This is a genomic window from Lacinutrix sp. MEBiC02404 (assembly GCF_053601575.1).
On record NZ_JBSHNV010000220.1, the window covers coordinates 1 to 26304 of the forward strand.

A 26304-nucleotide genomic window follows, 5' to 3' on the forward strand; every position below is an offset into this window, starting at 1 on the left:
CACCTGAGAAAATGCATCAACAAAATATTCTAAAAAGAAAAACATATAAATCAAAAAACCTGAACAATAAATCTATTGTTCAGGTTTAATTAATTATTTTTAATCTTTAATAATCTGTATTGATTATTTAGGACTAGACATATTATTTAATAAAAAAAAAGCGAGCTTCACGGTTCGCTTTTTTTTTTCGACATCTAACTATTACATTTGAAAAGCGCTATGATACGCCGTTTATAAATTTAAAAAAGACCTTCAAATGAAAACGAAAAAATTAAGAGGACACAATCGTATTTTTAAAGACATCGAAAAATGGAAAAACGATAGTCTTCCTTTAGATTTAAAATATATAGCACGTTACCAAAGAAATTACGAAAAAGTTTGGGTTCGTCCATTCGGGGAGATTTCTATTACAGGAGCAGCGATTCCGAAACCAAAAAGAAAAGCTCGAAAACTTATTTTACAAAGCTTAGTAGCCATTTTCAACCATTGGGAAACGCAACTAAAAACAATAGACAAACCTTATTATTTAGCTATTTGGTTAAACGAACCTTTTATAGAAAACTCACAGGTTGTTTGTGCAATAGATGGATTTTTAAACTTTTATGATACTACGTATTATCGTCCAGAAAAACAAAAATCAATGCCTACGCAAAATTATGGAAAACTAAAAAATGAGTTAGATGCTTTTCAATGGATTTATGCTTTAGACGAACATAATTTCACCACTGAAGACATAGAAGAAACCGCAGAAGTATATGCCTCTAATAAAGATTACTACGCAATGCAAAAATGGTATAAAAAGCAACTAAAAAGAAATCCTATACTTCGTGTCGACGATAAAATCACACATTATAGAACAACAAAAGGCACGGTTTGGATTGGCACAAAAAACCAATAGTAGCTAACACTAAACCACAACGCCACTATTTTCAAAAACATAGCGCTGTAACTTCTTTAACGTTTCCACTTTATCACTTGTATTAATTAATAAGGAGATATTGTTATTACTTCCTCCATAAGAAATCATACGCACGCTAACATCTTGCAAAATTTGAAATAAATTTGGCGTGTCTGCATGAAAAATAATTGCGTTACCAACCAAGCACACAATACTCATGTGATCATCTACTTCTACAACTGCAAATTTACTTAACTCGTCTACAATAGCTTCCAAATGCTTAGTATCATCAATAGTTAACGACACCGCAATTTCGGAAGTAGTAATCATATCGATAGACGTTTCATAGCGCTCAAAGATTTCGAATACTTTCTTTAAAAAACCATGTGCCAGTAGCATTCTAGCCGATTTAATCTTTATAGCCGTAATACCATCTTTAGCGGCAATTGCTTTAATTCCTTCGCCATGAATTTGGTTTGTAATTAAGGTTCCATAAGATGCTGGAGACATGGTGTTTTTTAATCGTACAGGAATATCCAATGCTCTAACAGGCATAACAGTTTGCGGATGTAAAATTTTTGCTCCGAAATAGGCCAACTCTGCAGATTCATCAAAAGACAGATTTGAAATGGCTTTGGTATTTTCTACAAATCGGGGATCGTTATTATGAAATCCGTCAATATCCGTCCAGATTTGTACTTCTTCCGCTTTTAAAACTGCGCCAATAATTGTTGCTGTATAATCGCTTCCGCCACGTTGTAAATTTGCAACATTACCTTCGGCATCCCGACTAATAAAACCTTGTGTGATGTAAATCTCAGCATCTGGAGTTTCCGAAATAATTCGGTTTAAATTCTGCTGTATATAATAGTTATCTGGCTCGTTGGTTTTATCTATTCGCATAAAATCTAAAGCAGGCAATAAAGATGCATTAATTCCTTCTTGCTGCAAGTAACGACTAAAAATAAAAGTAGACAACAATTCGCCTTGCGCCACAATTTGGTTATATAACAAAACATCATATCTCTTATTCACTAATGCTTCCAAAGCTGTAAACACATTATTTACATACCCAAGAACTTCTTGTTGTAACTGCGGTTTTGCAATTAAGGTTTCAATGGTTTTATGATAATTATTTCTAAGGGCATCTATAACAATTAATGCTTCGTCTACGTTTCCGTTTTTAATGTACTCTGAAATTTTAACTAAAGCATTTGTAGTTCCCGACATTGCCGATAAAACCACCACTTTTTGTTGTCCGTTATTAATAATATCTTTTACATGAATCATGTTTTCTACCGATCCGACAGAAGTTCCTCCAAATTTTAATACCAACATATTGCTTTCTATTTTATAAAGTAAAACTACAAAGCAAGCTCTTGATAGCCATAAAAATGAAAAAATTATACTATTTTTACACAAATTGTTAAATAATTAACAATCTATTTAATGGATTCCGTATCTAGTTCGGAATGACAGAAGAACACAAATAAATACCGTTCTGCTTATGAAAACTATTGCCTCTTGCGTGGAAGATATATTGATCACGCAGCCTTTTTTAGAAGAAGCTTTATCCAGAAGTATCATTAACTACTCTGCTTTAGCCGAAGAATTAAACGCGCCAATTGGTGTTATGTTAGGAAAACCGGTAAAGTCTGGAGCAATTATGATGGCTTTACGAAGATACAACACACCGAATACCTTGCGTCATTCGTTAAAACTAAAAAGTACATTACAAAAATTAGGAGATATAACGGTACGTTCTAATTTGAGTGATTTTACGTTTCAGAATTCGGAAACCCTAATACAAAGTCATACCAAAATTTTAGACCAAGTAGAAACGAATAAAGATATTTTTTACGCCTTCACTCGAGGAATTTACGAAAGTAATATCATTATTTCTAGTTCGGAAAAAAAGGCAATTTTAAAATGTTTTGCAGACGAGAACCAACTAGGAATTCAAGAAGGTTTATCTGCAATTAGTGTGCGTTTACCAAAAGACAACTCTAAAATATCTGGTTTATACTATCAGATTTTTAAGCGTTTGGCCTGGGAAAACATTCCGATTTACGAAGTAGTTTCTACCACCAACGAATTTACAGTATTAGTAGAAGATCATGTGGTGGATAAGGCGTTTTCGGTAATTAAGAACTTGAAGAATTAATGGTTTTAAATGTTGGTGAAAAACACCAACATTGGCAAGAACAATATTAAAACCACCTATAATTTGTTTCGCCTTTGTTGGTGCTTTTTTCGCCAACAAATCCATAGAAACTATATTACTCTTTAGAATCACTCTACCCATTGACAATAAACTGTTGGTGAAAAACACCAACAGTGGCAAACACTGTTGCCAGAAAACATAATATTAAGATCCGAAACAATACTGTTGGTAAAAACACCAACAGCGGCAAAAAACTCATATCATACATGCTGGTGAAAAACAGCAACACTAGCAATTCGCCTTTGTTGGTGTTTTTCACCGACAAATCCATAGAAATTATATTACTCTTTAGAATTACTATTTCCATTGACAATAAACTCTTGGTAAAAAACACCAACAGCGGCAAACACTGTTGCCAGAAAACATAATTTTACTCAACAAAACTTAAAAAACATTAATAATAAAATTATCTGTAATCTGTTAAAAAACCAAATTCATCTCCTAATTCTTTATAAAATTTTGCAGACGAATACTTATAATCTTCAGGATTTTCGCATATTCCCGCTTTTACTGGATTTTGATGTATATAGTTTAATTTCTGTTCAATAATATGATTATTATAAAGATCAACACATAAAGGGTTTCGTTTCCAAAACTGGTAATTCCTATCTTTTGCCTCCACTAAAAAAAAGCGCAAAACATTCGTATGATTTTCTTCTAAATCTCTTTTAATTCGCTGTGCAGTGAATTTCATAAAACTTAGCTGTGTATGTTTTAATGAATACAATAATGTTGGTTTCCAAACAATATGAATATGATTGTCCATAATTACATAACCAAATACAATGACTCGTTTTTGGCTAACTAAATACTTTAAGGATTCTATTAATACTTGCTTGTACTTTTCAGGCTTTAAAAGGTGTTTACTATTTAAAATAGAAGCAGTATAAAACTGCGGACAATCTTCTATTTTAATAGGTTTTAATTCCATTTTAGCTTAAAATTTATATTATATATGTTGGTGAAAAACACCAATTTTGTCATAAAAAAAACAACTAGATTGATTCCGTGAAATAGTAGTTTTAAATGCTGATGACACACACCAACATTGGGAATAATCTTAAAACCGCCTTTTATTTATTTCGCCTTTGTTGGTGTTTTTCACCAACAAACTTATGGAAGATTAAACTACATCTCTTGAATTTCTCTTATAAATCTAGACATCACTGTTGGTGAAAAACACCAACAGTGGCAATAACACCAATGATGATAAACACCATTCGCCTTTGTTGGTGTTTTTCACCGACAAATCTATAGAAACTATATTACTCTTTAGAATTACTCTTTCCATTGACAATACACTGTTGGTGAAAAACACCAACAGCGGCAAGAAACTCATATTATACATGCTGGTGGAAAACATCAACACTAGCAATAACATTCCAAAAATTACCGTTGGTGAAAAACACCAACAGTAGCAATAACACAAATGATGATAAACACCATTCGCCTTTGTTGGTGTTTTTCACCGACAAATCTATAGAAACTATATTACTCTTTAGAATTACTCTTTCCATTGACAATACACTGTTGGTAAAAAACACCAACAGCGGCAAGAAACTCATATTATACATGCTGGTGGAAAACATCAACACTAGCAATAACATTCCAAAAATCACTGTTGATGAAAAACACCAACAGTGGCAGTAAACAACATTGACCTAACACTAAGGCTTCAACAACTCCAACTCACCAAAATCCATAGCATTTTGGTAATTCGCTTTTACATCTATATACAGTCCGAAAAACTTGGTACCATCTTTCTTTTTTAAAACGACATAGGTTTTATCCTTTTTTGTAAACACTTCTTCTACCACAACTTCATTACCAATGACGGACTTATAGCTCGCTAGTTTACCGCGTTTTACTAATATATTTAATTGCGGAAATGAGATATGATTATAAAACTGACAGGAAGGCGCTTTAAACAATTAATACATCGCCAACTTTTGGTGTATGGCTCGCATAAGAAAGAAAACAAACACAAATAAAGAATACGTTTAAAATGATTTTTTTCATGACTTTAAATTTTAAATCAATATCGCAAAACCTGAAAAAGAAAACAAAAAAAGCGAGCTTTACTAAAGCTCGCTTTTACACTAAAAACTATTAATCAAACCACTACTCTACGGTTAAAGTATATTGTGGTGTTTTATTAAAAGGACAAAAATATTGGTATGTTCCTTTGGTAAGTGTTACTTCTTTTGAAGATTCTGTTTTACCGTGTTTTACCATTTGAGAAACATAAGCATCTGCAATATGGTTTTTAGGATCTGCTCCATCTTTTCCTGCTTCTATTAAAACGAGACCAACTTCTGGTGCGGCATTATTATTAGAAACTTGAAATACATAGGTACCTTCTTTAAGTGTTAATTCTTTTTGGGTGAACTCCCCTAATGTTTGTTCTAACGCAACCGTTGTTGCTGTTGTACTTTTAGTCCTTTTGTCTTGCGCGGTAGCTGTGATTGAAAATGCTACTAAAAATACTGCGATAAATAAATTTTTCATGATTTTGTGCTTTCTAATTTGTTATTACTTTTTTGATTTATTAATTGCTTGTTACTGTGAATTTCCCTGTTTCTACACTTGGAAAATCTACTTCGGTTTCTGCTATATGGTTTACATAATTGGTAAGTGTATTAGAAACTACGTTTAACACGATTTCTAAAATATCACCATCATTATAACCTGCTTCTTTTACCGCCTGTATAGCCGCTGTAGAAACTTGTCCTCTATTTTTTGTTACGTCTTGTGCAAATTGTAAACCTGCCTGCGTTTTAGCATCTGCAGCAATACCTTGTCTGCTTAATTCTGTTTGCTCTTCGGTTAAACCGTTCATTTTACCAATTGCTGTGTGTGCAGATAAGCAATAGTTACATGCATTTTCTTCGGCAATTGCTAATGCTAATTGCTCTCTAAATTTGTTACTAAAATTTCCACTTCCTGTTAACTCGCCTAAACTTAAATAGGTTTGCAAGGTTGCTGGTGAATTACCAAATACTTTAATTAAGTTTGGAATAAATCCTAATTTGTCTTGTACTGCATTAAACAATTCTTTAGCTTTTCCTGTGGTTGTTTCTGGATTTAATGTTTCAATTCTTGTGCTCATAATATTTGTTTTATATTCCTGCGAAGGCAGGGTTCTTATTTATATTTACTTTAATTATTCTTGTTTTGTTTTACTCTGGTTTTGCGCAATCGCAAATTTTGTTATCGGGTTGCTTTTCATCATATTCTTGAAATCCCCAACAATTTGGACATTGTTTATTTTCTGTTGTTTTCATATTGGTTGCGTTTTTAATGTTACTAATTAATTACACTGCAAAGATGCAACAGCAATACGCTTGAAAAAATGGACAAAAGTTCCTTATGCTTGGACAACCTTGTTTTTGCTAGGTTTTATTGGGTTTCGAATCGGTAATCATTGCGTGAAGGATGGAAGTGGCATCCTTTTTTTGCTGCCATATATGGCAAAAAAAGATATAATGTACAGCCTGACCTTTATGGTCACGCCAAAAAAACTAATGTTCTTTTTTAAACTGAAGTGGTGATTTTAATACTGCTTTTTTGAAGAATCTTGTAAAATACGCGGCGTCGTTAAATCCTAAATCGTATGCAATTTGCTTCACGGATTCATTGGAATAAATCAATTGTCGTTTGGCTTCTAAAATGATTCTATTTTTAATAAAATCGCTGGGTGTCTGGCTTCCCATTTTATTAAAATGTTTGGTTAAGGATTTTGGAGAGATCGCTAATCTATTGGCATAATCGGTTACTGCATGCAACTTCTTGTAGTTTTGCTCAACCAATACGCTAAACTCTTTAAAAAGTTTGGTTTCTGTGTCTTCCTTAATAGTAAGGTGTTCTTTTTGAACGCGAACCGCATGAATAATGAATTGTTTTAAATAGGTTTGCAGCATATCATATTGCGCAGCTTCGTTGGTTTTAAACTCTTCGATTAAACCTTCTAGTATAAACTGAAGCTTTTGCGTATCGCTGGTACAAGGTTTTACAAAAGGGGTTTCGTATACATTATTAAAAAGAACGCCATTACAAGCGACTTCTTTATCATGTGTTTGAATGCAGTAGAAATCCTTAATAAAAGATATTTTATAGGCTTCTTGAATTTTTTCAGAATCTACGGAAAACACTTGTCCGGGAGATAAAAAGAACAGCACATTATCTTGAAAATTATAACTTTCAAAATCGATGTTATAGGTCCCTTTTCCTTTTTTTATCCAATAGATATTATAGGCATCGATTTGCTCTGGTTTATTAAAAACGCAGGCTTTTTCAAACTGTACAACACTTAAAGAAAATACATCTTTATAGGAATACTTTGTTATGTCTTGTTCTGCCATGCTTCGCCTATTAGTTAGATGTGGCTTTAGTCGTAAAAGTTTTGAGATTTAACAGAATGAATCCAATAAAAGCTGGCAACACCCAACCTAAACTATGATTTGCAAATGGAATACTTGAAATTACTTGGGTTAAATCGTCTGACGGACTTAAAAAATTAAGCACATCTGGAATACTAAAAATAAAGGTTACTAAAACGACTATTCGGAATACCGCCTTGGAAGCAAATTTATTTGGGATTGCATTTAATAAAATCAATACAATAGTTATTGGATAAATAAATAATAAGACTGGTAATGCAATAACAATAATGGAATTAAAATCTAACTGACCAACTACCACACCAATGACACAAGCAATTACTGCCGAAATTACATAAACCGTTTGCGAATTTTTAATTAAGCCTTTAAAATAATCTGCTGTTCCTGTTACAATTCCTACTGCAGTTGTAAAACATGCCAACGCAATTAGCACACTTAAAATAGTATTACCAAAAGTACCTAATGCTTTTTTACTAATTCCTGTTAACAGATTTGCACGTTGCATATCACTACTTAATGCACTATTTACATCTATTTCTGATCCATAAAATGCACCAACAGCAATTAGTCCCGCATAAATAACAAACAAGCCCAATCCTGCGAGGAGACCAGATTTTTTAATTAGATCTTTTTTAGCCTCAAAAGACGCATTGGTTCTTAAATTAATAGATATAATAATTACGGCACCAACCACTACTGCTCCAATAGCATCAAAGGTTTGATACCCTTCTAAAATCCCGTTAACAAGTGGTGCTTCAAATTGCGAAGGGTTCGGAATCATTTGTGCAGAAAACAAACCAATACCTATTACCAAAAGCAACATAAGAACTATAAATGGTGTCAGATATTTACCAATAAGGTTTAATATTTTAGAGCGGTTTAATGCAAAAAGTAATACCAAAATAAAATAAATACTACTGGTTAGTAATGGCGAAGTTCCAAAGTTTGGATGTATTGCAATTTCATGTGTTGCTGCTGCGGTACGTGGTGAAGGAATTGCGACGGCAATAATATATATAAGGACACAATAAATAAGACTAAAAGTAGGCGATACTTTTTTACCAAAATCATACAAAGTACCTTGCAATTTAGCATGTGCATAAATACCTATTATAGGAATTGCAACGGCTGTTATTATAAAACCTAGAGTTACCCAAAACCAATTTCCTCCCGCATTATAACCCAAAAGTGGAGGCAAGAGTAAATTCCCTGCTCCAAAAAATAACGAAAACAAGGCGAAACTTGTAATTAATAATTCTTTAGTTTTATTCATTTTAGCTAATAATATTTGGTCTTTCTTGTTAACGGCAGCAATCTCTTTATCTTTGTCGAAGATAGTTTAAATATGATTTTAGAATACAAAGGTATTAATGTTTTTTACGCAGATCAAGGAGAAGGCACTGCTATAATATTATTACATGGGTTTTTAGAAAACAGCACGATGTGGAATGGTCTATTACCCGAATTAACCAAAAGAAACCGAGTAATCTGCATCGATTTATTGGGTCACGGAAAAACACCTTGCTTAGGATATGTACATACTATGGAAGAAATGGCAGAAGCTGTTCTTACCGTTTTAAAACATTTAAGATTGCGCAAGTATTATATGATTGGTCATTCTATGGGTGGCTATGCTGCTTTGGCTTTCGCCGAAAAAAACCCAGAAAATCTAAAGGGTTTATGTTTAATGAATTCTACCTACGAAGCAGATGATGAAGAACGTAAACTACTTCGTGCTCGAGCCAACAAGATGATACAAACCAACTTTAATAATATGGTACGTATGTCTTTTGCTAATTTATTTAGTGAAAAAAGTAAGACATTATATAAAACGGAATTTGACGCTGCTTTGAAGGAAGCCCTAAAAACTCCAGTTCAAGGTTATATTGCTTGTCAAGAAGGTATGCGATTAAGACCAGACAGACAAGAGCTATTTCAATCTTTAAAAGGAAAAAGAAGTATCATTATAGGGAAAAATGATCCTGTAGTAAACGGAGAAAAGTTAATTAAAGAAACTAAAGACACCCAAATTAATACGATAGTTTTTAGCGAAGGACATATGAGTCATATAGAAAATCCAATCCTACTTTTGAATGAAATAATGCATTTCATCGAATAAATCATGCGTTTCACCGTTTATGTTATTTTTTTTATTACGTTTACTATAACCAAACGCTAATAAAATGAACACACCTACCATCAAACCAGCTTTTATTCCAAAATTAGTTTGCAACATTTTTGGACACAAATATGAAGTTTCCAAAAAAGTAACCTATCATGTAAAGGAATACCAATGTGCTAATTGCAAAAAACAATTAACGACTAACAGTAATGGTAATTTAATTCCGCTTACTCCTAAATTTGAACAAATTAATTCTGTCTTAGAACGTATTTACAACAGGAAAATATCACGTTTACAGGAAAAATCTTACGCTTCGTCGATTAACTAGTCACTTATTTAATAGACCGAATAAAATCTATTAGCTTAGTTAACTCTAAACTAGCTAATTAAATTCTATGAACACTATTCATTGTAGCGTTTTTGGTCATGATTTTAAAGTTTCAAAAGATATCACAGCGCATGTGAAAGAATATCAATGCAAACATTGTAAAAAACAAATGACCACCAGTGCTAATGGTAACTTAACACCACTTACACCTAAATTTAAAAAGATTAATTCTGTTTTAAAAAGTGTGCATTATAAAAAGGTAAAACGAAAAGAGACTTATTCTTGATCGTTAAGCGCGTTCCATCCTTGTGCTTTTAAAGGAATTTTAGTTTCTCCTCTAGTTACTAAATGCATTCCTACGTTTGGTTCTGTCATATAACCAATTACCGTAAAATTAGGATTTGCTTTAATTTTCGGGTAGTCTTCTTGCGAAAGTGTAAATAGCAATTCATAATCTTCACCTCCACTTAGTGCCACCGTTGTACTATCGATATTGAATTCTTCACAAGTAGAAATAACTTGAGGATCTAATGGTAATTTGTCTTCATACAAATCACAACCAACATTACTATGTTTACATAAATGCATAATTTCGGAAGATAAGCCATCACTTACATCTATCATAGCACTTGGTTTTACCTCTAAATCTTTAAAAAGTTTAATAATATCTTTTCTAGCTTCCGGTTTTAATTGTCTTTCCATAATATAGGAATACGCATCCATATCTGGTTGGCTATTAGGGTTTACCAAAAACACTTGTTTTTCGCGTTCTAAAACTTGTAATCCCATATAAGCACCACCAATATCACCAGTTACAACTAGCAAGTCATTAGGTTTAGCACCACTTCTATACACAACATCTTCTTTTTCTACTTCACCAATAGCAGTAATAGAAATTAATAATCCGGAGGTAGATGAAGTGGTATCTCCACCAACCACATCCACATCGTAAATTTTTGCTGCAGTTGCAATTCCCGCATATAATTCTTCCAATGCTTCTAATGGAAATCGGTTAGAAACAGCAATAGAAACTGTAATTTGCGTTGCATTTGCATTCATAGCAAAAACGTCCGATAAATTAACAACAACCGCTTTATACCCCAAGTGTTTTAAAGGTACATAGCTTAAATCAAAATGTACGCCTTCTACTAATAAATCAGTAGTAACCACTATTTGTTTATTTGTAAACTCTAAAACCGCAGCATCATCTCCAATAGATTTAATGGTGGATTTATGTGAAACTTCAAACTGCGAAGTTAAGTGGTCTATTAGTCCAAATTCTCCTAAATCACTTAATGCGGTACGTTGTTGATTTTTATCTTCTATCATGCTGCAAAAATAAGAAGCTTATTTTTAATGCGTAGTTATTTTTCAATGAAAAAAGAAACAATAAAATTAGCACAAGTTTCAAATCCATATAAAACCCAATTAATCATTTTCATTTATAGCTTTTAGATGCTTTATACGTTAACAAACTAGCCGATATCTAGCAATAGATTTTTCTTATAAAAACATCACTAATATAATGTAAGCTTATATGGAAATCCATGACTTATATTGTATATTTGCAGTCTATTTAGAAATAATCTATTTAATAATATGATAAAAGTTTCAGAAACAGCTAAAAAGAAAGTTATAGAACTTATGACGGACGAAGGCTATAATGCAGTAACAGACTACGTTCGTGTTGGTGTAAAAAGTGGAGGTTGCTCTGGTTTATCTTATGATTTAAAATTTGATAAAGAAAAGCAAGAAGAAGACAAAATGTTTGAAGACAACAATGTAAAAATCATTGTCGACAAAAAAAGCTTTTTGTACCTAATAGGAACAACACTAGAGTATTCGGGAGGATTAAACGGAACAGGTTTCGTATTTAATAATCCGAATGCGAATAGAACTTGTGGTTGTGGCGAATCTTTTTCGCTATAAGCCAATCTAAATCTTCCGGTAAGGAAGACTTTAAAATTAAATTTTTGATATGAGTAAATATACAGAAGACGATCTAAGAGAAGAGCTTAAAACCAAAGAATACGAATATGGTTTTTTTACAGATATTGAATCTGAAACATTTCCTATTGGATTAAATGAAGATATTGTTCGCGCTATTTCTAAAAAGAAAAATGAGCCACAATGGATGACAGATTGGAGATTAGAAGCCTTTAAGGTTTGGCAAGAAATGGAAGAGCCAGATTGGGCGAATGTAAATTATACAAAGCCAGATTTTCAAGCGATTGCATACTACTCGGCTCCTGTAGCTGTAGATCCTAATAAAACATTAGACGATGTAGATCCAGATCTATTAGCAATGTATAAAAAACTAGGAATCTCTGTAGACGAACAAAAAAAGATGAACAATGTCGCAATGGATATTGTTGTGGATTCTGTTTCGGTTGCGACGACTTTCAAAAAGACATTAGCAGAAAAAGGTATTATTTTTATGCCAATTTCGGAAGCAATACAAGAACACCCAGAATTAGTAAGAAAATATATTGGAACTATTGTACCAATAAAAGACAACTTTTATGCGGCTTTAAATTCAGCAGTATTTAGTGATGGTTCTTTTTGTTATATTCCGAAAGGTGTAAAATGCCCAATGGAATTATCTACTTATTTCAGAATTAATCAAGGTGGAACCGGACAATTTGAACGCACATTATTGGTTGCAGACGAAGGTAGTTACGTTTCGTACCTAGAAGGTTGTACCGCGCCAAGTCGTGACGAAAACCAATTGCACGCAGCAGTTGTAGAGCTTATTGCTTTAGACGATGCAGAAATTAAATACTCTACCGTGCAAAACTGGTACCCAGGAAATGATAAAGGTGTAGGTGGTGTTTACAACTTTGTAACTAAACGTGGTTTATGCGAGAAAAACGCAAAAATCTCTTGGACACAAGTAGAAACTGGATCTGCGGTAACATGGAAATATCCTTCTTGTATTTTAAAAGGGGACAATTCGGTTGGTGAGTTTTATTCTATTGCGGTAACTAATAATTATCAGCAAGCAGATACAGGAACCAAAATGATTCATTTAGGTAAAAACACAAAATCAACTATTATTTCTAAAGGTATTTCGGCTGGAAAATCACAAAACTCATATAGAGGTTTAGTGCAAGTAAGCGCTCGTGCAGAAAATGCGCGTAACTTTAGCCAATGTGATAGTTTATTAATGGGAAATGCATGTGGAGCACACACATTTCCATACATAGAAGTTAAAAATAAAACAGCACAAATAGAGCACGAAGCAACGACAAGTAAAATTGGTGAAGACCAATTATTTTACTGTAACCAACGTGGTATTGATACCGAAAAAGCCATCGCATTAATTGTAAACGGTTTTAGTAAAGATGTATTAAATAAATTACCGATGGAATTTGCTGTAGAAGCCCAAAAGCTTTTAGAAATTTCTCTAGAAGGTTCTGTAGGATAATATAACAGACTTGACAAGTCTAAATTATATATAACCAATGTTTAATTAAAATGAGATTTCCGTTTGCACGGAAAAATAATTATGAAAAAATTAGTATTCTTATTAGTATTAGCGGTAGCATTTACAAGCTGTAAAAACGAAGCAAAAAAGGAAAATGCAGAAACCACCGAAACAGAAGATGGTAGAACAGTAAAACAAAGTGACGGTTTAACCTTACTTAAAGGAGAGTTTGTATATTATGCAGATGCTGCAGTATTACAAACTAAAAATGAGATTTACGGCGTTATTTTAAATGATAAAGTTACCGAATTAAACAAAAAAGCCAAAGACTTTAAAAAAGAAGATACCGACTTCGTAATGGTAGAAGTTCGAGGAGCTATTAAATCCAAACCAGAAGGAAAAGAAGGCTGGGATAATCAAGTAGAAATTAAAGAAATATTAAATATTTCTGCTATTGAAATGCAAGCAGAAAACGTAGTTAAATTAGGAAACAAGTAAATAAATTCTAACCAACATGTTTGCGACAGTCCCAGTGATTTTTGTAAAAAATCCATCGAGAAGACTGTCCGAACAAAATTAATTTAGAATTTTAAACGTTCAATTATATATGTTAAAAATTAACAACTTACACGCAAGTGTAGAAGACAAGGCAATTTTAAGAGGAATTAATCTAGAAGTAAAAGCTGGAGAAGTACACGCAATCATGGGACCAAACGGTTCTGGTAAAAGTACTTTAGCTTCGGTAATTGCAGGAAAAGAAGAATATGAAGTTACCGATGGAACCATTCTTTTAAATGGGGAAGACATCGAAGAACTTGCTGCAGAAGAACGCGCACACAAAGGTATTTTTCTTTCTTTTCAATATCCTGTAGAAATTCCTGGAGTTTCGGTAACCAACTTTATTAAAACGGCTATCAACGCAAATCGTAAAGCAAAAGGTTTAGATGACATGCCTGCAAAAGACATGTTAAAAATGATTCGTGAGAAATCAGAGTTATTAGAAATAGACCGAAAATTCTTATCTAGATCTTTAAACCAAGGTTTTTCTGGTGGTGAAAAGAAACGTAATGAGATTTTTCAAATGGCCATGTTAGAGCCTAAACTTGCTATTCTGGATGAAACAGATTCTGGTTTAGATATCGATGCATTACGTATTGTAGCAAATGGGGTAAATAAGTTAAAAAGCGAAGACAATGCTGTAATTTTAATTACACATTACCAACGTTTACTAGATTATATAAAACCGGACTTTGTACACGTTTTATACAATGGTAAAATTGTAAAATCTGGAACCGCTGCTCTAGCACATGAGTTAGAAGAAAAAGGTTACGACTGGATTAAAGAAGAAGTAAACGCATAATTAGTATTTAGTAATTCGTTGTTGGCTTTTAGTTAAGCTAGATATAGTAATTACTTAAGTTAAATTAGTTTACGGTTTCATGTCGACAGTGAAAACTAGCGACCATGAACTAATAACTAACAACTAAAAAAAAATGGATTTAAAAGAAAAATTAGTTTCCTCCTTTTTAGCTTTCGAAAATCATGCAGACTTAGATAGTCCAATACATGATATTCGTACCGAAGCTATAAAAACTTTTGAAACGGAAGGCTTTCCTTCCAAAAAAGAAGAAGCTTGGAAATATACCTCGTTAAACAATATTTTAAAACATGACTATAGTGTTTTCCCAAAACAAGAAAATGCCATAGAATATAGTGATGTTAAAAAGTATTTTATTAATGACATAGACACCTATAATATTGTATTTATAGATGGTAAATTCGCTTCGCATTTATCGCAAACTACACATGATGGACTAGACGTATGTTTGATGTCTGCTGCTTTAAGCAAACCAAAATATCGTCTAATTATTGAAAACTATTTTAATAAAGTAGCTACAAAAGATAGCATCACTTCATTAAATACAGCATTTGCACAAGAAGGAGCTTATATTCATATTCCTAAAAATAAATTGGTGAATAAGCCAATTCAAATCATACACTTCTCTACAGGAAGCGAAGTTGCTTTAATGCAACAACCACGAAACTTAATTGTTGTAGACGAAAATTCGCATGTTCAAATCATTGAACGTCACCAAAGTTTAACAGACAATCCTGTTTTAACCAATAGTGTCACCGAAATTTTTGGAAACAAACGTGCCATTGTAGATTATTATAAGATTCAAAACGACAATTCTAACGCATCTTTAATAGACAGCACTTTTGTGAATCAAAAACGCGAAAGTCATGTTGCAGTGCATACCTTTAGTTTTGGCGGAAAGTTAACACGTAACAATCTTAACTTTTACCAAAATGGAGAATATATGGATTCTACATTAAATGGTATCACTATTATTGGCGACAAACAACACGTAGATCACAACACATTAGTGCATCATATAGAACCTAATTGCGAAAGTCATCAAGACTACAAAGGTATTTTTAACGATAGCGCAACAGGAGTTTTTAATGGTAAAGTAGTGGTAAATAAAGAAGCGCAAAAAACCAATGCATTTCAGTCTAATAACAATATTTTGTTAAGCGACAAAGCAACGATAAACTCAAAGCCACAACTAGAAATTTTTGCAGATGATGTAAAATGTTCACATGGTTGTACTATTGGGCAGTTAGATGAAAGCGCTATGTTTTACTTGCGTTCTCGTGGTATTCCAGAAAAAGAAGCCAAAGCTTTATTAATGTATGCATTTGCAAATAACGTTTTAGAATCGGTGAAAATTCCGGAATTAAAGAAACGTATTAACAAACTTATCGCAACTAAATTAGGTGTAAATATTGGTTTTGATCTTTAATTCCTGTGCAGTCAGGAATCTTTAGAAGATAACTAAAATATTTTTTATTTGAAGCTAATCCAGCTTTTGGCAGTCGCTCTCTTCGAGGAGCTCCAACAAAGCCGCAATCTGGGCTAAAAAACAAAAACGGCAAACAATATATGTTTGCCGTTTTTGTTTTTAATACATCTAGAAACTAAATTTTCACTCCCTGATACTTCTGATAAAAATACATTGGTATAAAACCAAAATTCAAAAACAAGAATCCAATAAAAACAACAACACCTCGATACGGCCAAGTTAAAAATTCAAACATAGCGCCAATACCAAGTATAAAAAAAGTTAAAAAGCCAACAACATAAAATGATTTTTTCATAGTTTTTAGTTTAAGAAAATGGATAAAATTTATGGAATTAAAAAAACTCCAACAGACTAATTAGGATCGATTAATACTCGCTTCTTTTTTAAAAAAAATATCTTTTATAGTACCTTCACTATACAAAAGCATTCCTATTATATGATTTTCTTTATCTCTAGTAAAACGATAAAGTGTTCTGCTATTATTTCCAAATTCGTCTAACTGAATCGGATGCAAAGGTATATTTTCATTGTTTTTATAAGATAATTTAAAAACATTATCCGCTACAAAAAAACGATAGGTAACACCAACTTCTTCCGAAAAATAAGAACCTACAAAATCAGTACTATTCACCGTTTCTGGATCTATTAACGTAGCACGTTTAAAATAAAAAGGCGTACCACCAAATAGAATAATCATATCATGATGGCTTGCAGGTGTAAAATCATATTTCACTTGCTGACTATCTTTTCTGTGAAATTTATTAGCGGCGAATTGCAGTAACGAAGTTGCACTTCTACCTATCGACCCTTTAGCTTTTAGGGTATCATTCTCCACAAATAACTGCATAGTCATATCACTATTAATTTCCTTATAATCGCCAATATATTTATCTAATCTAGCTTGCTTAAAGACTTCTTCCTCTTTATGAACTACTACATTATTATTATCATCAGATAGCAGAATATCTAAAATTTGATACGCAATACTTGGCGCATCTATAGATTGCAAATTAGTGAGTACTAGGATCCCTAGTTGCTTTTCAGCAATAGTAATTAATTGCGTTCTACCTCCAAAAGCATATCCGCCATGACTTGCAACAATATTACCTTTATAAGTATCTATCATGATACCGCGTGCATATTTTGCTTTTTCACCATCCTTTAGAATCTCGGTGGCTTTCAAGAATTGAGACAACCCTTTAAACTCCAAAATTTGTTCATTTAGCATCCGCATCCAAATCGCCATATCGTTGATAGAAGATCCCATGCTACCAGCACCATAGCTTAATTGATTACTAGAAGAATACACAAATTCATTATTTTGTTTTTGGTAACCAACTGCTTTATTCTTTATCGTTTTACCATTTGCTACTCGCACAAAAGTAGCATGCATTTTTAGCGGATTTAAAATATTAAATTTTAAAAATTCATTTAAATTTTGCCCAGAAATTCGCTCAATAAGGATTGCTAACAAAGTATAATTCGTATTAGAATACGCTACTTTTTCACCAGGAAGATTACTCAAGCCCTTTTGCTTACATGCTAATTCAAAAACCGTATTATTATCATAATATGTTTTATCATAATCAAATCCAGATAAAGCCATTAGTGCATGGTAATTTCGAATACCACTGGTATGATTTAATAAATGCTTAATTTTTATAGGTTGTTGGTATTCTGGAAATTCAGGCAAATATTTACGTATATCCTCTTCTAAGCCAATCTTACCTTCGTTAACTAATACCCAAATAGCAGAAGCCGTAAATTGTTTTCCTATAGAAGCCAAACTAAAAATAATAGTGTCCGAATTTTTAATGTTATAATCCAGATTAGCCAAACCAAAACCTTTAGCATATATACTTTCCTTTCCAGATATAACGCTAACACTAAAACCTGGTGCATCTACACTTTGATATTTTTCCAGAAGTTGATCAATCTCTGAAGTGTACTTATTTTGAGCACTTAAAAAAGCACAAATCCATAAACAAAAAATAGTAGGATACTGTTTTAAATTTCGCATTGCTTATAATTTGGAATTGTTTTTAGTCTAAGAAAATTTGTGAATAGATTTTTTATATCGACCATATAAACTAACTGGAGCAAGAAACATTACTAAAACAGCACAACTCAAAAGCATAAATAAATTGGCATAGGGCCAATGCATGATTTTAAATGTAAAACCTAATACCAGAAGTATTATTAAAAGAAGACCTCCAATAAACTGAAGCTTACTTAAAACTGTCATTTGTTGTTCTATTTTCTGAAAATTGCTTTCTAATTGTAGGTTTTGAAAACTAGCATAACCACCAAACTTTTGCAAAGCTTCTTGATACAAGGCGTTAAAATCATTAGCATCTTGGCTTTCTATATAGGTACAAATATGATCTACTAAATCTTCTCTTAAGCTTTCCGATTTTACACCGTAAAACTTCAAACTCTTTTCTATAAAGTCAATATGTTTTTCTTCTATTTGCATTCTATACTAGGTTTAGGGTTAAAAATTAAATTTAAGGTGCTTATAAAATTATTAACCTCTTGAGTCATTGCTTCTGCAACCTTTCTTCCTTCCGAAGTGACCGTATAATATTTCCGAACACGTTTTCCTATATATACCTTTTCGGTTTCTAAAACGCCTTTAGCTTCCAACTTATGTAGAATAGGATATAATGCGCCTTCCGATATATCGATCTTACCAGAAGTCAATTTCTTCACTTCTTGTGTTATCTCATAACCATACATTTTTTCGCTTTCGCTAATCAGCTTTAAAATGATAGGTTGTAAGGTTCCTTTTGTTAATTCTTTGCTATACATATTTCAAAGATACATTTTATTTAAATGCATTGTAATAAAATTATAATAAATTTTATCTTTTATATTTTCTTTATACTAGTTTTATGAAACAAAACGTAAATTTGTAGCATGTTAGATTTGAAGAAAATAAGAGCCGATTTCCCAATACTTAAAAGACAAGTAAACGGTAAACCGTTGGTGTATTTTGACAATGCAGCAACATCACAAACACCGCAACAAGTAATAGATGTTATTGTAGATTATTATAGTAATTACAATGCCAACATTCATCGTGGTGTACATACATTGAGTCAAGAAGCAACAGATAAATACGAAGCTGCAAGACATACCATTCAAAAACATTTTAACGCAGCACATGCGCACGAAATTATTTATACCTCTGGAACAACCCACAGTATCAATTTAGTAGCTAGTGGTTTTTCTTCGTTATTACAAAAAGGAGATGAAATTATTGTTTCTGCTTTAGAGCATCATAGTAATATAGTGCCTTGGCAAATGTTATGTGAAAAAACGGGTGCTATTTTAAAAGTGATTCCAATGAACCAAGATGGCGAATTGGTAATGTCTGAATACGACAAATTACTGAACGAAAACACGAAACTTGTTTTTGTAAATCATATTTCTAACGCTTTAGGAACCATAAATCCTATTGAAGAAATTATAGAAAAAGCACATCAAGTTGGTGCTGCTGTTCTAATTGATGGCGCACAAGCTTGTCCGCACGTAAAACCAGATGTACAAGCTCTAGATGTAGATTTTTATGTAGCATCTGCACATAAAATGTGTGGTCCAACCGGAGTTGGTATGCTTTACGGAAAAGAAGCATGGCTAAACAAATTACCTCCGTATCAAGGTGGTGGAGAAATGATAGCAGAAGTGAGTTTTACAAAAACTACTTACGCAGGATTACCGCATAAGTTTGAAGCAGGAACACCAAATATTTGCGGTGGAATCGCGTTTGGAGCAGCCATAGATTATATGAATGCTATTGGTTTTGATGCCATAGCAACCTATGAGCATGAACTTTTAGAATACGCAACTAAAGCACTTTTAGAGATTGAAGGCTTAAAAATTTATGGGACAGCAAAAAACAAAACTTCGGTTATTTCCTTTAATTTAGAAGGGATTCATCCTTATGATGTGGGAACCATTTTAGATAAATTAGGAATTGCCGTTAGAACTGGTCATCATTGTGCGCAACCTATTATGGATTACTTTAAAATCCCAGGAACCGTTCGTGCTTCTTTCGCTTTTTATAATACCAAAGAAGAAATTGATGTTTTGGTTTCCGGAGTAAAGAAAGCGAAAATGATGCTTTCGTAAAGTTTGGCGCCCTTTTTGTATATTATACTTTAAATTTTAACCAATGAAAATTATGAAATTTATTACTATACTCTTAACTTTTTTAGCTCTTGAATCCTGCGGAAATACAAAAGCTACAGCAAATACAGAAGACAATATAAAAGCGAAACAAACGGAGACACTTTCTGGAAAATATATGATTTCGTCATTTATTGACAATAAAGAATTACCAGAGAACAGCCATTTAAATTTTGATGCAACCAACAACAAAGTTTCCGGGTTTGCAGGTTGCAATAACTTTTCTGCAACGTATTCTACGGAAGGAAACACTATAAAATTTGGAACTTTTATGTCTACAAGAATGCATTGCAAACGCTATATGGATATAGAACAAAACTTTCTAAAAATATTAGAAGGAACTACAAATTTTTCCGTTGACAATAATATTCTAACTTTAAGAAACAATAAAAAGGATTTTATCTTTGCTACTAAAAATTTGAACTCAAAAATAGCCCAAGGAGATGATTATTCTATAGAGTATATCTCGTCTACAAGAGGTAGTTTTTTTAAGGTAGAGATTAAAAACGATAGCATTATTTCTCAAAAACAAAGAGGTTCTGCAACAGAAGCAAGAAAGTTTAGTGCACAAGAAACGACAGATATATTTAACAAAGTCGAAGTTTTAAACTTAGAAGAATTAGGAAGTCTAGAGTCACCTTCTGCAGCGCATCAATATGATGGAGCCGCAGCAGCAACACTAAAAATCACTAAAAATGGTACAACATATAGTACTAAAACTTTTGATGCTGGAAAACCAAATTCCAAAATTGAAGATTTAGTAAATACTATTTTTAGTCTGAGTGAAAAGCAATAATTATAATGCTGAAAATAATACTTAATTGTATTTTTGCATAAAATAAAATCACGTGAATATTCAAGAAATACAAAACGAAATAATTGAGGAGTTCGCCATGTTTGAAGACTGGGAAGAACGTTATCAGTACATGATAGATCTTGGAAAAGATTTACCTTTAATTAATGCACAATATAAAACCGAAGATAACATTATTAAAGGTTGCCAAAGTAAAGTTTGGGTACATGCAGAGTTAAAAGACGATAAAATAGATTTCACTGCAGATAGTGATGCCATAATTACAAAAGGAATTATAGCAATATTAATTCGTGTTTTTTCTAACCAACATCCAAAAGATATTTTAGAAGCTAACACCGATTTTATAGACCAAATCGGACTTAAAGAACATTTGTCTCCTACCAGAGCAAACGGTTTAGTTAGTATGATTAAACAATTAAAACTGTATGCTATTGCATACCAAACACAATTACAATAAAAATACTTCTTGTACATACCAGCACGTGTTTTTATAAAAATAGATTTCCGCTTTCGCGGAAATAAAAAATAAAGATTCTCATATACATGGGAACGAAAAAAATAAAATTTCGATGAGCGAAACTATAGATACAGCAGCATTAGGAGAAAAAATTGTAACCGTTATCAAAACGATTTACGATCCAGAAATTCCTGTAGACATTTACGAATTAGGATTAATTTACGATGTTTTTGTTAATGAAGATTACGAAGTAAAAATCTTAATGACCTTAACAACACCAAACTGTCCTGTTGCAGAAACACTTCCTTTAGAAGTAGAAGAGAAAATTAAATCTATAAACGAGGTAAAAGACGCAGAAGTAGAAATTACTTTCGATCCACCTTGGAATCAAGACCTAATGAGTGAAGAAGCCAAGTTAGAGCTTGGAATGCTTTAATTAAAAAATATAAATGGCTAGACAAGCACCTAAATCTCTTAAAGATGGTAAAAAAACCAGCTTAAGAAAATCTTTTAGCGCACTAGTTTTTATTCCTAGATTCTTTAAAGAGATTTGGAAAACCAACAAAAAGCTTTTCTTATTATCTGCTTTTTGTAGAGGAATTGGTGCCGTATTACCAGTAGTGATACTTTGGTTTGGTAAAATAATTATTGATGAAATAATTCTTCAAACCAAAGTAGATGCATCTGATTTAACGTTACTTTGGACCTATGTGGCCATAGAATTTGGATTAATTATTCTATCCGATTTAGTCAGCAGAGCCATTTCATTAACCGATAGTTTACTAGGTGATTCGTATTCCATAGATTCTTCCATAAGAATCATAAAAAAAACAAATCAAATAAACATCAGTCTTTTAGAAGATTCTGAGTTTTATGATAAGTTAGAACGCGCTAGAACACAAACCACAGGTCGCGTAGGATTAATGTCTAACGCATTAGGCGAAGTACAAAGCTTAATATCGATACTCACCTTAGTCGCTGGTTTAATTTATTTTGAACCGTATTTAATCCTCCTTTTAGTATTAAGTATTATTCCTTCGTTTATCAACGAAATTTGGTTTAGTCAACAACAATACTCTTTAGCAAGAGGTTGGACAGCAGAACGAAGAGAATTAGATTATTTACGATTTATTGGCGCAAACGATAAAACGGCAAAAGAAATAAAACTCTTTGGTTTAACCGATTTTGTAGTCGATCGTTTTAAAAACCTCTCCAATGAATATTATAATCTTAATAAAAAACTAGCGGTAAAACGTTCAGCTTTAGGATTCTTATTTAATGTCTTAGGGACTTTAAGTTATTATGGCGCATACGTTTTCATAATATATAGAGTGATTTCAGGAGTGATTACTTTAGGGGAATTGACCTTTTTATCTGGAGCATTTAACAGACTTACTAGAAACTTACAAGACTTCTTTTCTAAGTTTACAAGAATTACCGAAAGTTCTTTATACCTAAAAGATTATTTTGATTTTTTAGATATTTCTATAGCACCAGCACATAAAGAAGATATGTCACTTCCGGAAACGATTAAGGAAGGATTTGAATTTAAAAATGTGCATTTCGCATATCCAGGATCTGATAACGAAATACTAAAAGGTATTAGTTTTACTATGAAAGCTGGCGAAAAATTAGCCTTTGTAGGTCAGAATGGCGCAGGAAAAACCACATTAACCAAACTATTATTACGCTTTTACGAACCTACTTCTGGCGAAATATTATTAGATGGTATTAATATTAACAGATTTGACAAAGCAAAGTATCAAGAATATTTTGGTGTTATTTTTCAAGACTTTTTTAAGTACGAATTTACTGTTAGAGAAAATATAGCCATTGGTGATATTAGCGAGATTGACAACCAATCTAAAATTGAAAATGCAGCCGAACTTAGTTTAGCGAATGAAGTCGTGCAAGATTTAAAGTTTGGTTACGACCAACAACTTGGTAAACGTTTTTCAAAAGGACAAGAGCTTTCTGGCGGGCAATGGCAAAAAGTAGCATTAGCAAGAGCATATATGAAAGATGCTAAAGTTATGATTTTAGACGAACCAACTTCTGCACTAGATGCGAAAGCAGAAAGCGAAGTTTTTGACCGTTTTATTGGTTTAACCCAATTTAAAACGAGTGTCATTATTTCACACAGATTTAGCACCGTAAGACAAGCAGATAGAATTTTGGTTCTAGAAGAAGGACGTGTTTTAGAAATGGGAACACATGAAGAACTCATGAAAAACAAATCTTTGTATTCCGAATTATTCACACTGCAAGCAGAAGGTTACCAATAAGTTGCTAGTACTATGAAAAAACACATTCAAAACAGAAAGATTTCACTTCGATATTGTTGTTTCGTTTCCTTGATATCCATTAGTTTTTATTCTTGTATAATACAAAAACCTTATATAGCTAAAATAGCCAAATTCCAACCACTTTTTTATGGTGAGATTAAGGAAAATAATTTGAAAGGGATTGCAGACACGACAATTGTTTCTATTACCGGAAAGATGAGTAATTATGATGCACCTGTAGGAAAAGGCATGGAACTAATTTTTATTAATAAAGAAAACAACAAAGAATTTAAAACAATTACGGATTCTAATGGTGATTTTCAAAGAGAGATAGATAATGGCTTATACAAATTACAAATAATACCTTACGAATATGGTAGGACTCCAACTTTAAACTTTGAAAATTTAAATTTTAAACCTGGGGAAATACGCGAATTGAGAATTTATACGGAATCCTCTTCTGAAACTATAGCAATGGACACTATTTTTGAGAGTAAAAAAGCCTATAATAAATATCTTAAAAGCTAATAAAAAAAATTGGCTAATTGCTAATTCAATAGTTAAGCTCTATGCATTCCTTTACTAACCATAGTCAAGGCGTAATCGTTACAAAATTTATTAAATACATTTCACTTGAACGCCCATAAAACTAATCATTTAAAACACGTATCTTCGTAGTATGGCTGAAGAAATTATAAATCGCGTAGCAACTAGTAAACTAGTTGTTTTTGATCTTGAGGATTATTATCCGCAAGGCAGACGCGTACTCTTTGATATTAAAGACTGGCTTTATGAAGGATTCGTTCTTCGTGAAAAAGATTTTAGAGCGATCGTTAAAAAGCACGACTGGTCGCAATACCAAGATGCGTTGGTAGCATTAACTTGCACTACAGATGCCATAGTACCAGATTGGGCATACATGCTTTTAACTATTCAGTTAGAACCTTTTGCTAAAACTACTGTTTTAGGTAATTTAGAAACTTTAGAATCCTATTTATACCAAGACATTATTACCAATTTAGATATTACGACTTATAAAGACAAACCAATAATTATAAAAGGTTGTTCTAAAAAACCAGTACCTTCTAGCGCTTATATAATGATTACCAGCAAGTTAAAATCAGTTGCTAAATCCATTATGTTTGGCGAAGCTTGCTCTTCTGTACCTCTTTTTAAAAGTACTTCATCGATTAAATAAGCAGTTTCACCTATTTTAATAAGAAAAAGCAAATTCAGTTATACATTATTGTTGTCTTAATACTTATTTTTGCCCCTTCAAAAAACAAAACAAGATGAAAAAAATATTTTTATTAGCTGCATTATTTATTGGAGTAGCTTCAGTAAATGCACAGACAGATGAAAACACATTAACGAAAGAAGAATTACACGCACAAAAAGCAGAAAAGCAAGCAATCGCAGATGCGGCTCAAGCAGAAGCTAATGCTTTACAAGCTCAGATTAATGCTTTACCAGGATGGAGAAAAGGTGGGAATGTTTTAGTGACATTTAACCAATCTGCATTCAACAACGAATGGACTGGTGGAGGTATTGGTAATACTGCTGCTAACTTATTAATCAACTACGATGCAAACTTAGTTAAAGGAGATTATGTTTGGGATAACAAGTTAATTGTGGATTACGGAGTAAACAAAAACAAAGGAGCTGAAGATTTTACAAAATCGAATGACAGAATAGAATTCAACTCTATTGGTGGTAAAAAAGCAACTGGTAACTGGTATTACTCAGCATACTTTAACTTTAAAACACAAATGGATAAAGGATATTTATATGTAGACAACGCTCGTGTAGCTACTACTTCACATTTCTTCTCTCCTGCTTATTTTCAAGCTGGTCCTGGCATGTTTTGGAAAAAATCGGATAACTTAAATGTTATGATTTCTCCTGCTGCTGCAAAATTAATTTTGGTACATGATGAATTTGCTGGAAGCTTTGGTACTGATGCTGGTGATACTTCTCGTTTTGAGTTAGGCGCTGCTTTAAGAGGGTACTACAAATTAAACATAGCGAAGAATATTTCTATGGAAAACATAGTAGCATTATACTCTAACTACCTAGAAGATCCTCAAAATGTAGATATCGATTATACAATGAATCTTTCTATGTCCGTAAACAAATACATTTCTGCGAACTTAGTGTTTCAAGCAATCTATGACGATAACACAAACCCTAATGGTTTCCAAATTAGAGAAGCTTTTGGTGTAGGTTTTAACTACGGATTTTAATTATTAGAAAAAGAAAAATTAGTTTATTAAAAACGCGCTTCTATGAAG

The 26304-nt window shown here is 32.5% G+C and carries 32 protein-coding genes; 20 read left to right on the top strand and 12 right to left on the bottom strand.

Annotated elements, in window-relative coordinates; genetic code table 11:
- The first annotated feature begins 256 nt into the window (after positions 1–256).
- The gene (locus tag ACVCXO_RS14470; RefSeq protein ID WP_452230303.1) at positions 257–898 is read left to right on the top strand and encodes a hypothetical protein; all 642 of its coding nucleotides are present in this window, start codon (positions 257–259) and stop codon (positions 896–898) included.
- Positions 899–907: 9 nt separating this feature from the next.
- Here ACVCXO_RS14470 and ACVCXO_RS14475 read toward each other — a convergent pair whose 3' ends face one another.
- A complete protein-coding gene (locus ACVCXO_RS14475; protein ID WP_452230304.1) occupies positions 908–2236 on the bottom strand; it encodes an aspartate kinase in 1329 nt (442 codons plus the stop codon).
- A 169-nt stretch (positions 2237–2405) separates the two neighbouring features.
- Here ACVCXO_RS14475 and ACVCXO_RS14480 point away from each other — a divergent pair, with 169 nt between their 5' ends.
- Complete coding sequence (locus ACVCXO_RS14480; protein WP_452230305.1) at positions 2406–3062, top strand: hypothetical protein; 657 nt, start codon at positions 2406–2408, stop codon at positions 3060–3062.
- A gap of 466 nt (positions 3063–3528) precedes the next feature.
- Here the strand turns inward: ACVCXO_RS14480 and ACVCXO_RS14485 are convergent, their stop codons facing one another.
- Positions 3529–4053: a transposase gene (locus tag ACVCXO_RS14485; protein ID WP_452230306.1), complete on the bottom strand. Its 525-nt coding sequence runs from the start codon at positions 4051–4053 to the stop codon at positions 3529–3531.
- Positions 4054–4294: 241 nt separating this feature from the next.
- Between ACVCXO_RS14485 and ACVCXO_RS14490 the strand changes: the two genes are divergently transcribed.
- Positions 4295–4540, top strand: a complete 246-nt coding sequence (locus ACVCXO_RS14490) for a hypothetical protein (RefSeq protein WP_452230307.1) — start codon at positions 4295–4297, stop codon at positions 4538–4540.
- The gene (locus tag ACVCXO_RS14495) at positions 4521–4772 is read left to right on the top strand and encodes a hypothetical protein (RefSeq protein WP_452230308.1); all 252 of its coding nucleotides are present in this window, start codon (positions 4521–4523) and stop codon (positions 4770–4772) included. Before ACVCXO_RS14490 ends, ACVCXO_RS14495 begins: the two co-directional genes overlap by 20 nt.
- Before the next feature lie 17 nt (positions 4773–4789).
- Here ACVCXO_RS14495 and ACVCXO_RS14500 read toward each other — a convergent pair whose 3' ends face one another.
- From ACVCXO_RS14500 to brnQ, 5 genes are all read right to left on the bottom strand, one after another.
- Positions 4790–5053, bottom strand: coding sequence for a hypothetical protein (locus ACVCXO_RS14500; protein WP_452230309.1), 264 nt, complete (start codon positions 5051–5053; stop codon positions 4790–4792).
- Between the two features lie 190 nt (positions 5054–5243).
- Positions 5244–5630 carry a hypothetical protein gene (locus tag ACVCXO_RS14505; RefSeq protein ID WP_452230310.1) on the bottom strand — a complete coding sequence of 129 codons (387 nt, stop codon included), beginning with the start codon at positions 5628–5630 and terminating at the stop codon, positions 5244–5246.
- A gap of 40 nt (positions 5631–5670) precedes the next feature.
- A complete protein-coding gene (locus ACVCXO_RS14510; RefSeq protein WP_452230311.1) occupies positions 5671–6231 on the bottom strand; it encodes a carboxymuconolactone decarboxylase family protein in 561 nt (186 codons plus the stop codon).
- Between the two features lie 412 nt (positions 6232–6643).
- Entirely contained in the window at positions 6644–7483 is an 840-nt protein-coding gene (locus ACVCXO_RS14515; protein WP_452230312.1) for a helix-turn-helix domain-containing protein, read from the bottom strand.
- A gap of 10 nt (positions 7484–7493) precedes the next feature.
- The gene (gene brnQ / locus ACVCXO_RS14520) at positions 7494–8795 is read right to left on the bottom strand and encodes a branched-chain amino acid transport system II carrier protein (protein WP_452230313.1); all 1302 of its coding nucleotides are present in this window, start codon (positions 8793–8795) and stop codon (positions 7494–7496) included.
- Between the two features lie 72 nt (positions 8796–8867).
- Here brnQ and ACVCXO_RS14525 point away from each other — a divergent pair, with 72 nt between their 5' ends.
- From ACVCXO_RS14525 to ACVCXO_RS14535, 3 genes are all read left to right on the top strand, one after another.
- Positions 8868–9641, top strand: a complete 774-nt coding sequence (locus ACVCXO_RS14525) for an alpha/beta fold hydrolase (RefSeq protein ID WP_452230314.1) — start codon at positions 8868–8870, stop codon at positions 9639–9641.
- Between the two features lie 64 nt (positions 9642–9705).
- On the top strand, positions 9706–9972 hold the full coding sequence (locus ACVCXO_RS14530; protein ID WP_452230315.1) for a DUF1660 family phage protein: 267 nt from the start codon (positions 9706–9708) through the stop codon (positions 9970–9972).
- Between the two features lie 67 nt (positions 9973–10039).
- The gene (locus ACVCXO_RS14535) at positions 10040–10258 is read left to right on the top strand and encodes a hypothetical protein (RefSeq protein WP_452230316.1); all 219 of its coding nucleotides are present in this window, start codon (positions 10040–10042) and stop codon (positions 10256–10258) included.
- Here the strand turns inward: ACVCXO_RS14535 and thiL are convergent.
- Positions 10249–11301: a thiamine-phosphate kinase gene (thiL, locus tag ACVCXO_RS14540; protein ID WP_452230317.1), complete on the bottom strand. Its 1053-nt coding sequence runs from the start codon at positions 11299–11301 to the stop codon at positions 10249–10251. The genes ACVCXO_RS14535 and thiL overlap by 10 nt on opposite strands.
- Positions 11302–11571: 270 nt before the next feature.
- Between thiL and ACVCXO_RS14545 the strand changes: the two genes are divergently transcribed.
- The 5 genes from ACVCXO_RS14545 to sufD all read left to right on the top strand — a co-directional run bounded on the left by ACVCXO_RS14545 (position 11572) and on the right by sufD (position 16206).
- Complete coding sequence (locus ACVCXO_RS14545) at positions 11572–11901, top strand: HesB/IscA family protein (RefSeq protein WP_452230318.1); 330 nt, start codon at positions 11572–11574, stop codon at positions 11899–11901.
- Between the two features lie 49 nt (positions 11902–11950).
- Positions 11951–13399, top strand: coding sequence for a Fe-S cluster assembly protein SufB (gene sufB, locus ACVCXO_RS14550; protein WP_452230319.1), 1449 nt, complete (start codon positions 11951–11953; stop codon positions 13397–13399).
- 81 nt (positions 13400–13480) lie between these two features.
- Positions 13481–13897, top strand: a complete 417-nt coding sequence (locus ACVCXO_RS14555) for a hypothetical protein (RefSeq protein ID WP_452230320.1) — start codon at positions 13481–13483, stop codon at positions 13895–13897.
- A gap of 109 nt (positions 13898–14006) precedes the next feature.
- Positions 14007–14759, top strand: coding sequence for a Fe-S cluster assembly ATPase SufC (gene sufC, locus ACVCXO_RS14560; protein ID WP_452230321.1), 753 nt, complete (start codon positions 14007–14009; stop codon positions 14757–14759).
- Between the two features lie 133 nt (positions 14760–14892).
- Positions 14893–16206: a Fe-S cluster assembly protein SufD gene (gene sufD / locus ACVCXO_RS14565; protein WP_452230322.1), complete on the top strand. Its 1314-nt coding sequence runs from the start codon at positions 14893–14895 to the stop codon at positions 16204–16206.
- Between the two features lie 175 nt (positions 16207–16381).
- On the opposite strand, the gene ACVCXO_RS14570 is transcribed toward sufD, so the two are convergent.
- Genes ACVCXO_RS14570 through ACVCXO_RS14585 form a run of 4 tightly spaced genes read right to left on the bottom strand, consistent with a single transcriptional unit; the run spans position 16382 to position 19077 of the window.
- The gene (locus ACVCXO_RS14570) at positions 16382–16561 is read right to left on the bottom strand and encodes a hypothetical protein (protein ID WP_452230323.1); all 180 of its coding nucleotides are present in this window, start codon (positions 16559–16561) and stop codon (positions 16382–16384) included.
- Between the two features lie 60 nt (positions 16562–16621).
- The gene (locus ACVCXO_RS14575; protein ID WP_452230324.1) at positions 16622–18286 is read right to left on the bottom strand and encodes a serine hydrolase domain-containing protein; all 1665 of its coding nucleotides are present in this window, start codon (positions 18284–18286) and stop codon (positions 16622–16624) included.
- A gap of 27 nt (positions 18287–18313) precedes the next feature.
- The gene (locus tag ACVCXO_RS14580; protein ID WP_452230325.1) at positions 18314–18742 is read right to left on the bottom strand and encodes a hypothetical protein; all 429 of its coding nucleotides are present in this window, start codon (positions 18740–18742) and stop codon (positions 18314–18316) included.
- Positions 18733–19077: a PadR family transcriptional regulator gene (locus ACVCXO_RS14585; protein ID WP_452230326.1), complete on the bottom strand. Its 345-nt coding sequence runs from the start codon at positions 19075–19077 to the stop codon at positions 18733–18735. Before ACVCXO_RS14585 ends, ACVCXO_RS14580 begins: the two co-directional genes overlap by 10 nt.
- A 108-nt stretch (positions 19078–19185) precedes the next feature.
- Here ACVCXO_RS14585 and ACVCXO_RS14590 point away from each other — a divergent pair, with 108 nt between their 5' ends.
- From ACVCXO_RS14590 to ACVCXO_RS14625, 8 genes are all read left to right on the top strand, one after another.
- Positions 19186–20400 (top strand): aminotransferase class V-fold PLP-dependent enzyme, encoded by a 1215-nt coding sequence (locus ACVCXO_RS14590; RefSeq protein WP_452230327.1) that lies wholly within the window; start codon positions 19186–19188, stop codon positions 20398–20400.
- Between the two features lie 52 nt (positions 20401–20452).
- The gene (locus ACVCXO_RS14595) at positions 20453–21253 is read left to right on the top strand and encodes an META domain-containing protein (RefSeq protein ID WP_452230328.1); all 801 of its coding nucleotides are present in this window, start codon (positions 20453–20455) and stop codon (positions 21251–21253) included.
- A gap of 52 nt (positions 21254–21305) precedes the next feature.
- Positions 21306–21728: a SufE family protein gene (locus ACVCXO_RS14600; protein ID WP_452230329.1), complete on the top strand. Its 423-nt coding sequence runs from the start codon at positions 21306–21308 to the stop codon at positions 21726–21728.
- Positions 21729–21840: 112 nt separating this feature from the next.
- Positions 21841–22164 (top strand): iron-sulfur cluster assembly protein, encoded by a 324-nt coding sequence (locus tag ACVCXO_RS14605; protein WP_055442204.1) that lies wholly within the window; start codon positions 21841–21843, stop codon positions 22162–22164.
- A gap of 13 nt (positions 22165–22177) precedes the next feature.
- On the top strand, positions 22178–24013 hold the full coding sequence (locus ACVCXO_RS14610; protein ID WP_452230330.1) for an ABC transporter ATP-binding protein: 1836 nt from the start codon (positions 22178–22180) through the stop codon (positions 24011–24013).
- A 12-nt stretch (positions 24014–24025) separates the two neighbouring features.
- Positions 24026–24541 (top strand): carboxypeptidase regulatory-like domain-containing protein, encoded by a 516-nt coding sequence (locus ACVCXO_RS14615; protein ID WP_452230331.1) that lies wholly within the window; start codon positions 24026–24028, stop codon positions 24539–24541.
- A 151-nt stretch (positions 24542–24692) separates the two neighbouring features.
- Positions 24693–25211, top strand: a complete 519-nt coding sequence (locus tag ACVCXO_RS14620) for a DUF2480 family protein (RefSeq protein ID WP_452230332.1) — start codon at positions 24693–24695, stop codon at positions 25209–25211.
- A gap of 94 nt (positions 25212–25305) precedes the next feature.
- On the top strand, positions 25306–26256 hold the full coding sequence (locus ACVCXO_RS14625) for a DUF3078 domain-containing protein (protein ID WP_452230333.1): 951 nt from the start codon (positions 25306–25308) through the stop codon (positions 26254–26256).
- The last annotated feature ends 48 nt before the right edge of the window (positions 26257–26304 follow it).

Excerpts from the sequence above, each read along its gene's own strand:
- ACVCXO_RS14470 (WP_452230303.1), top strand. The coding sequence starts at position 257 with ATGAAAACGAAAAAATTAAGAGGACACAATCGTATTTTTAAAGACATC.
- ACVCXO_RS14475 (WP_452230304.1), bottom strand. The coding sequence starts at position 2,236 with ATGTTGGTATTAAAATTTGGAGGAACTTCTGTCGGATCGGTAGAAAAC.
- ACVCXO_RS14480 (WP_452230305.1), top strand. The coding sequence starts at position 2,406 with ATGAAAACTATTGCCTCTTGCGTGGAAGATATATTGATCACGCAGCCT.
- ACVCXO_RS14485 (WP_452230306.1), bottom strand. The coding sequence starts at position 4,053 with ATGGAATTAAAACCTATTAAAATAGAAGATTGTCCGCAGTTTTATACT.
- ACVCXO_RS14505 (WP_452230310.1), bottom strand. The coding sequence starts at position 5,630 with ATGAAAAATTTATTTATCGCAGTATTTTTAGTAGCATTTTCAATCACA.
- ACVCXO_RS14510 (WP_452230311.1), bottom strand. The coding sequence starts at position 6,231 with ATGAGCACAAGAATTGAAACATTAAATCCAGAAACAACCACAGGAAAA.
- ACVCXO_RS14515 (WP_452230312.1), bottom strand. The coding sequence starts at position 7,483 with ATGGCAGAACAAGACATAACAAAGTATTCCTATAAAGATGTATTTTCT.
- brnQ (WP_452230313.1), bottom strand. The coding sequence starts at position 8,795 with ATGAATAAAACTAAAGAATTATTAATTACAAGTTTCGCCTTGTTTTCG.
- ACVCXO_RS14525 (WP_452230314.1), top strand. The coding sequence starts at position 8,868 with ATGATTTTAGAATACAAAGGTATTAATGTTTTTTACGCAGATCAAGGA.
- ACVCXO_RS14530 (WP_452230315.1), top strand. The coding sequence starts at position 9,706 with ATGAACACACCTACCATCAAACCAGCTTTTATTCCAAAATTAGTTTGC.
- ACVCXO_RS14535 (WP_452230316.1), top strand. The coding sequence starts at position 10,040 with ATGAACACTATTCATTGTAGCGTTTTTGGTCATGATTTTAAAGTTTCA.
- thiL (WP_452230317.1), bottom strand. The coding sequence starts at position 11,301 with ATGATAGAAGATAAAAATCAACAACGTACCGCATTAAGTGATTTAGGA.
- ACVCXO_RS14545 (WP_452230318.1), top strand. The coding sequence starts at position 11,572 with ATGATAAAAGTTTCAGAAACAGCTAAAAAGAAAGTTATAGAACTTATG.
- sufB (WP_452230319.1), top strand. The coding sequence starts at position 11,951 with ATGAGTAAATATACAGAAGACGATCTAAGAGAAGAGCTTAAAACCAAA.
- ACVCXO_RS14555 (WP_452230320.1), top strand. The coding sequence starts at position 13,481 with ATGAAAAAATTAGTATTCTTATTAGTATTAGCGGTAGCATTTACAAGC.
- sufC (WP_452230321.1), top strand. The coding sequence starts at position 14,007 with ATGTTAAAAATTAACAACTTACACGCAAGTGTAGAAGACAAGGCAATT.
- sufD (WP_452230322.1), top strand. The coding sequence starts at position 14,893 with ATGGATTTAAAAGAAAAATTAGTTTCCTCCTTTTTAGCTTTCGAAAAT.
- ACVCXO_RS14570 (WP_452230323.1), bottom strand. The coding sequence starts at position 16,561 with ATGAAAAAATCATTTTATGTTGTTGGCTTTTTAACTTTTTTTATACTT.
- ACVCXO_RS14575 (WP_452230324.1), bottom strand. The coding sequence starts at position 18,286 with ATGCGAAATTTAAAACAGTATCCTACTATTTTTTGTTTATGGATTTGT.
- ACVCXO_RS14580 (WP_452230325.1), bottom strand. The coding sequence starts at position 18,742 with ATGCAAATAGAAGAAAAACATATTGACTTTATAGAAAAGAGTTTGAAG.
- ACVCXO_RS14585 (WP_452230326.1), bottom strand. The coding sequence starts at position 19,077 with ATGTATAGCAAAGAATTAACAAAAGGAACCTTACAACCTATCATTTTA.
- ACVCXO_RS14590 (WP_452230327.1), top strand. The coding sequence starts at position 19,186 with ATGTTAGATTTGAAGAAAATAAGAGCCGATTTCCCAATACTTAAAAGA.
- ACVCXO_RS14595 (WP_452230328.1), top strand. The coding sequence starts at position 20,453 with ATGAAATTTATTACTATACTCTTAACTTTTTTAGCTCTTGAATCCTGC.
- ACVCXO_RS14605 (WP_055442204.1), top strand. The coding sequence starts at position 21,841 with ATGAGCGAAACTATAGATACAGCAGCATTAGGAGAAAAAATTGTAACC.
- ACVCXO_RS14610 (WP_452230330.1), top strand. The coding sequence starts at position 22,178 with ATGGCTAGACAAGCACCTAAATCTCTTAAAGATGGTAAAAAAACCAGC.
- ACVCXO_RS14615 (WP_452230331.1), top strand. The coding sequence starts at position 24,026 with ATGAAAAAACACATTCAAAACAGAAAGATTTCACTTCGATATTGTTGT.
- ACVCXO_RS14620 (WP_452230332.1), top strand. The coding sequence starts at position 24,693 with ATGGCTGAAGAAATTATAAATCGCGTAGCAACTAGTAAACTAGTTGTT.
- ACVCXO_RS14625 (WP_452230333.1), top strand. The coding sequence starts at position 25,306 with ATGAAAAAAATATTTTTATTAGCTGCATTATTTATTGGAGTAGCTTCA.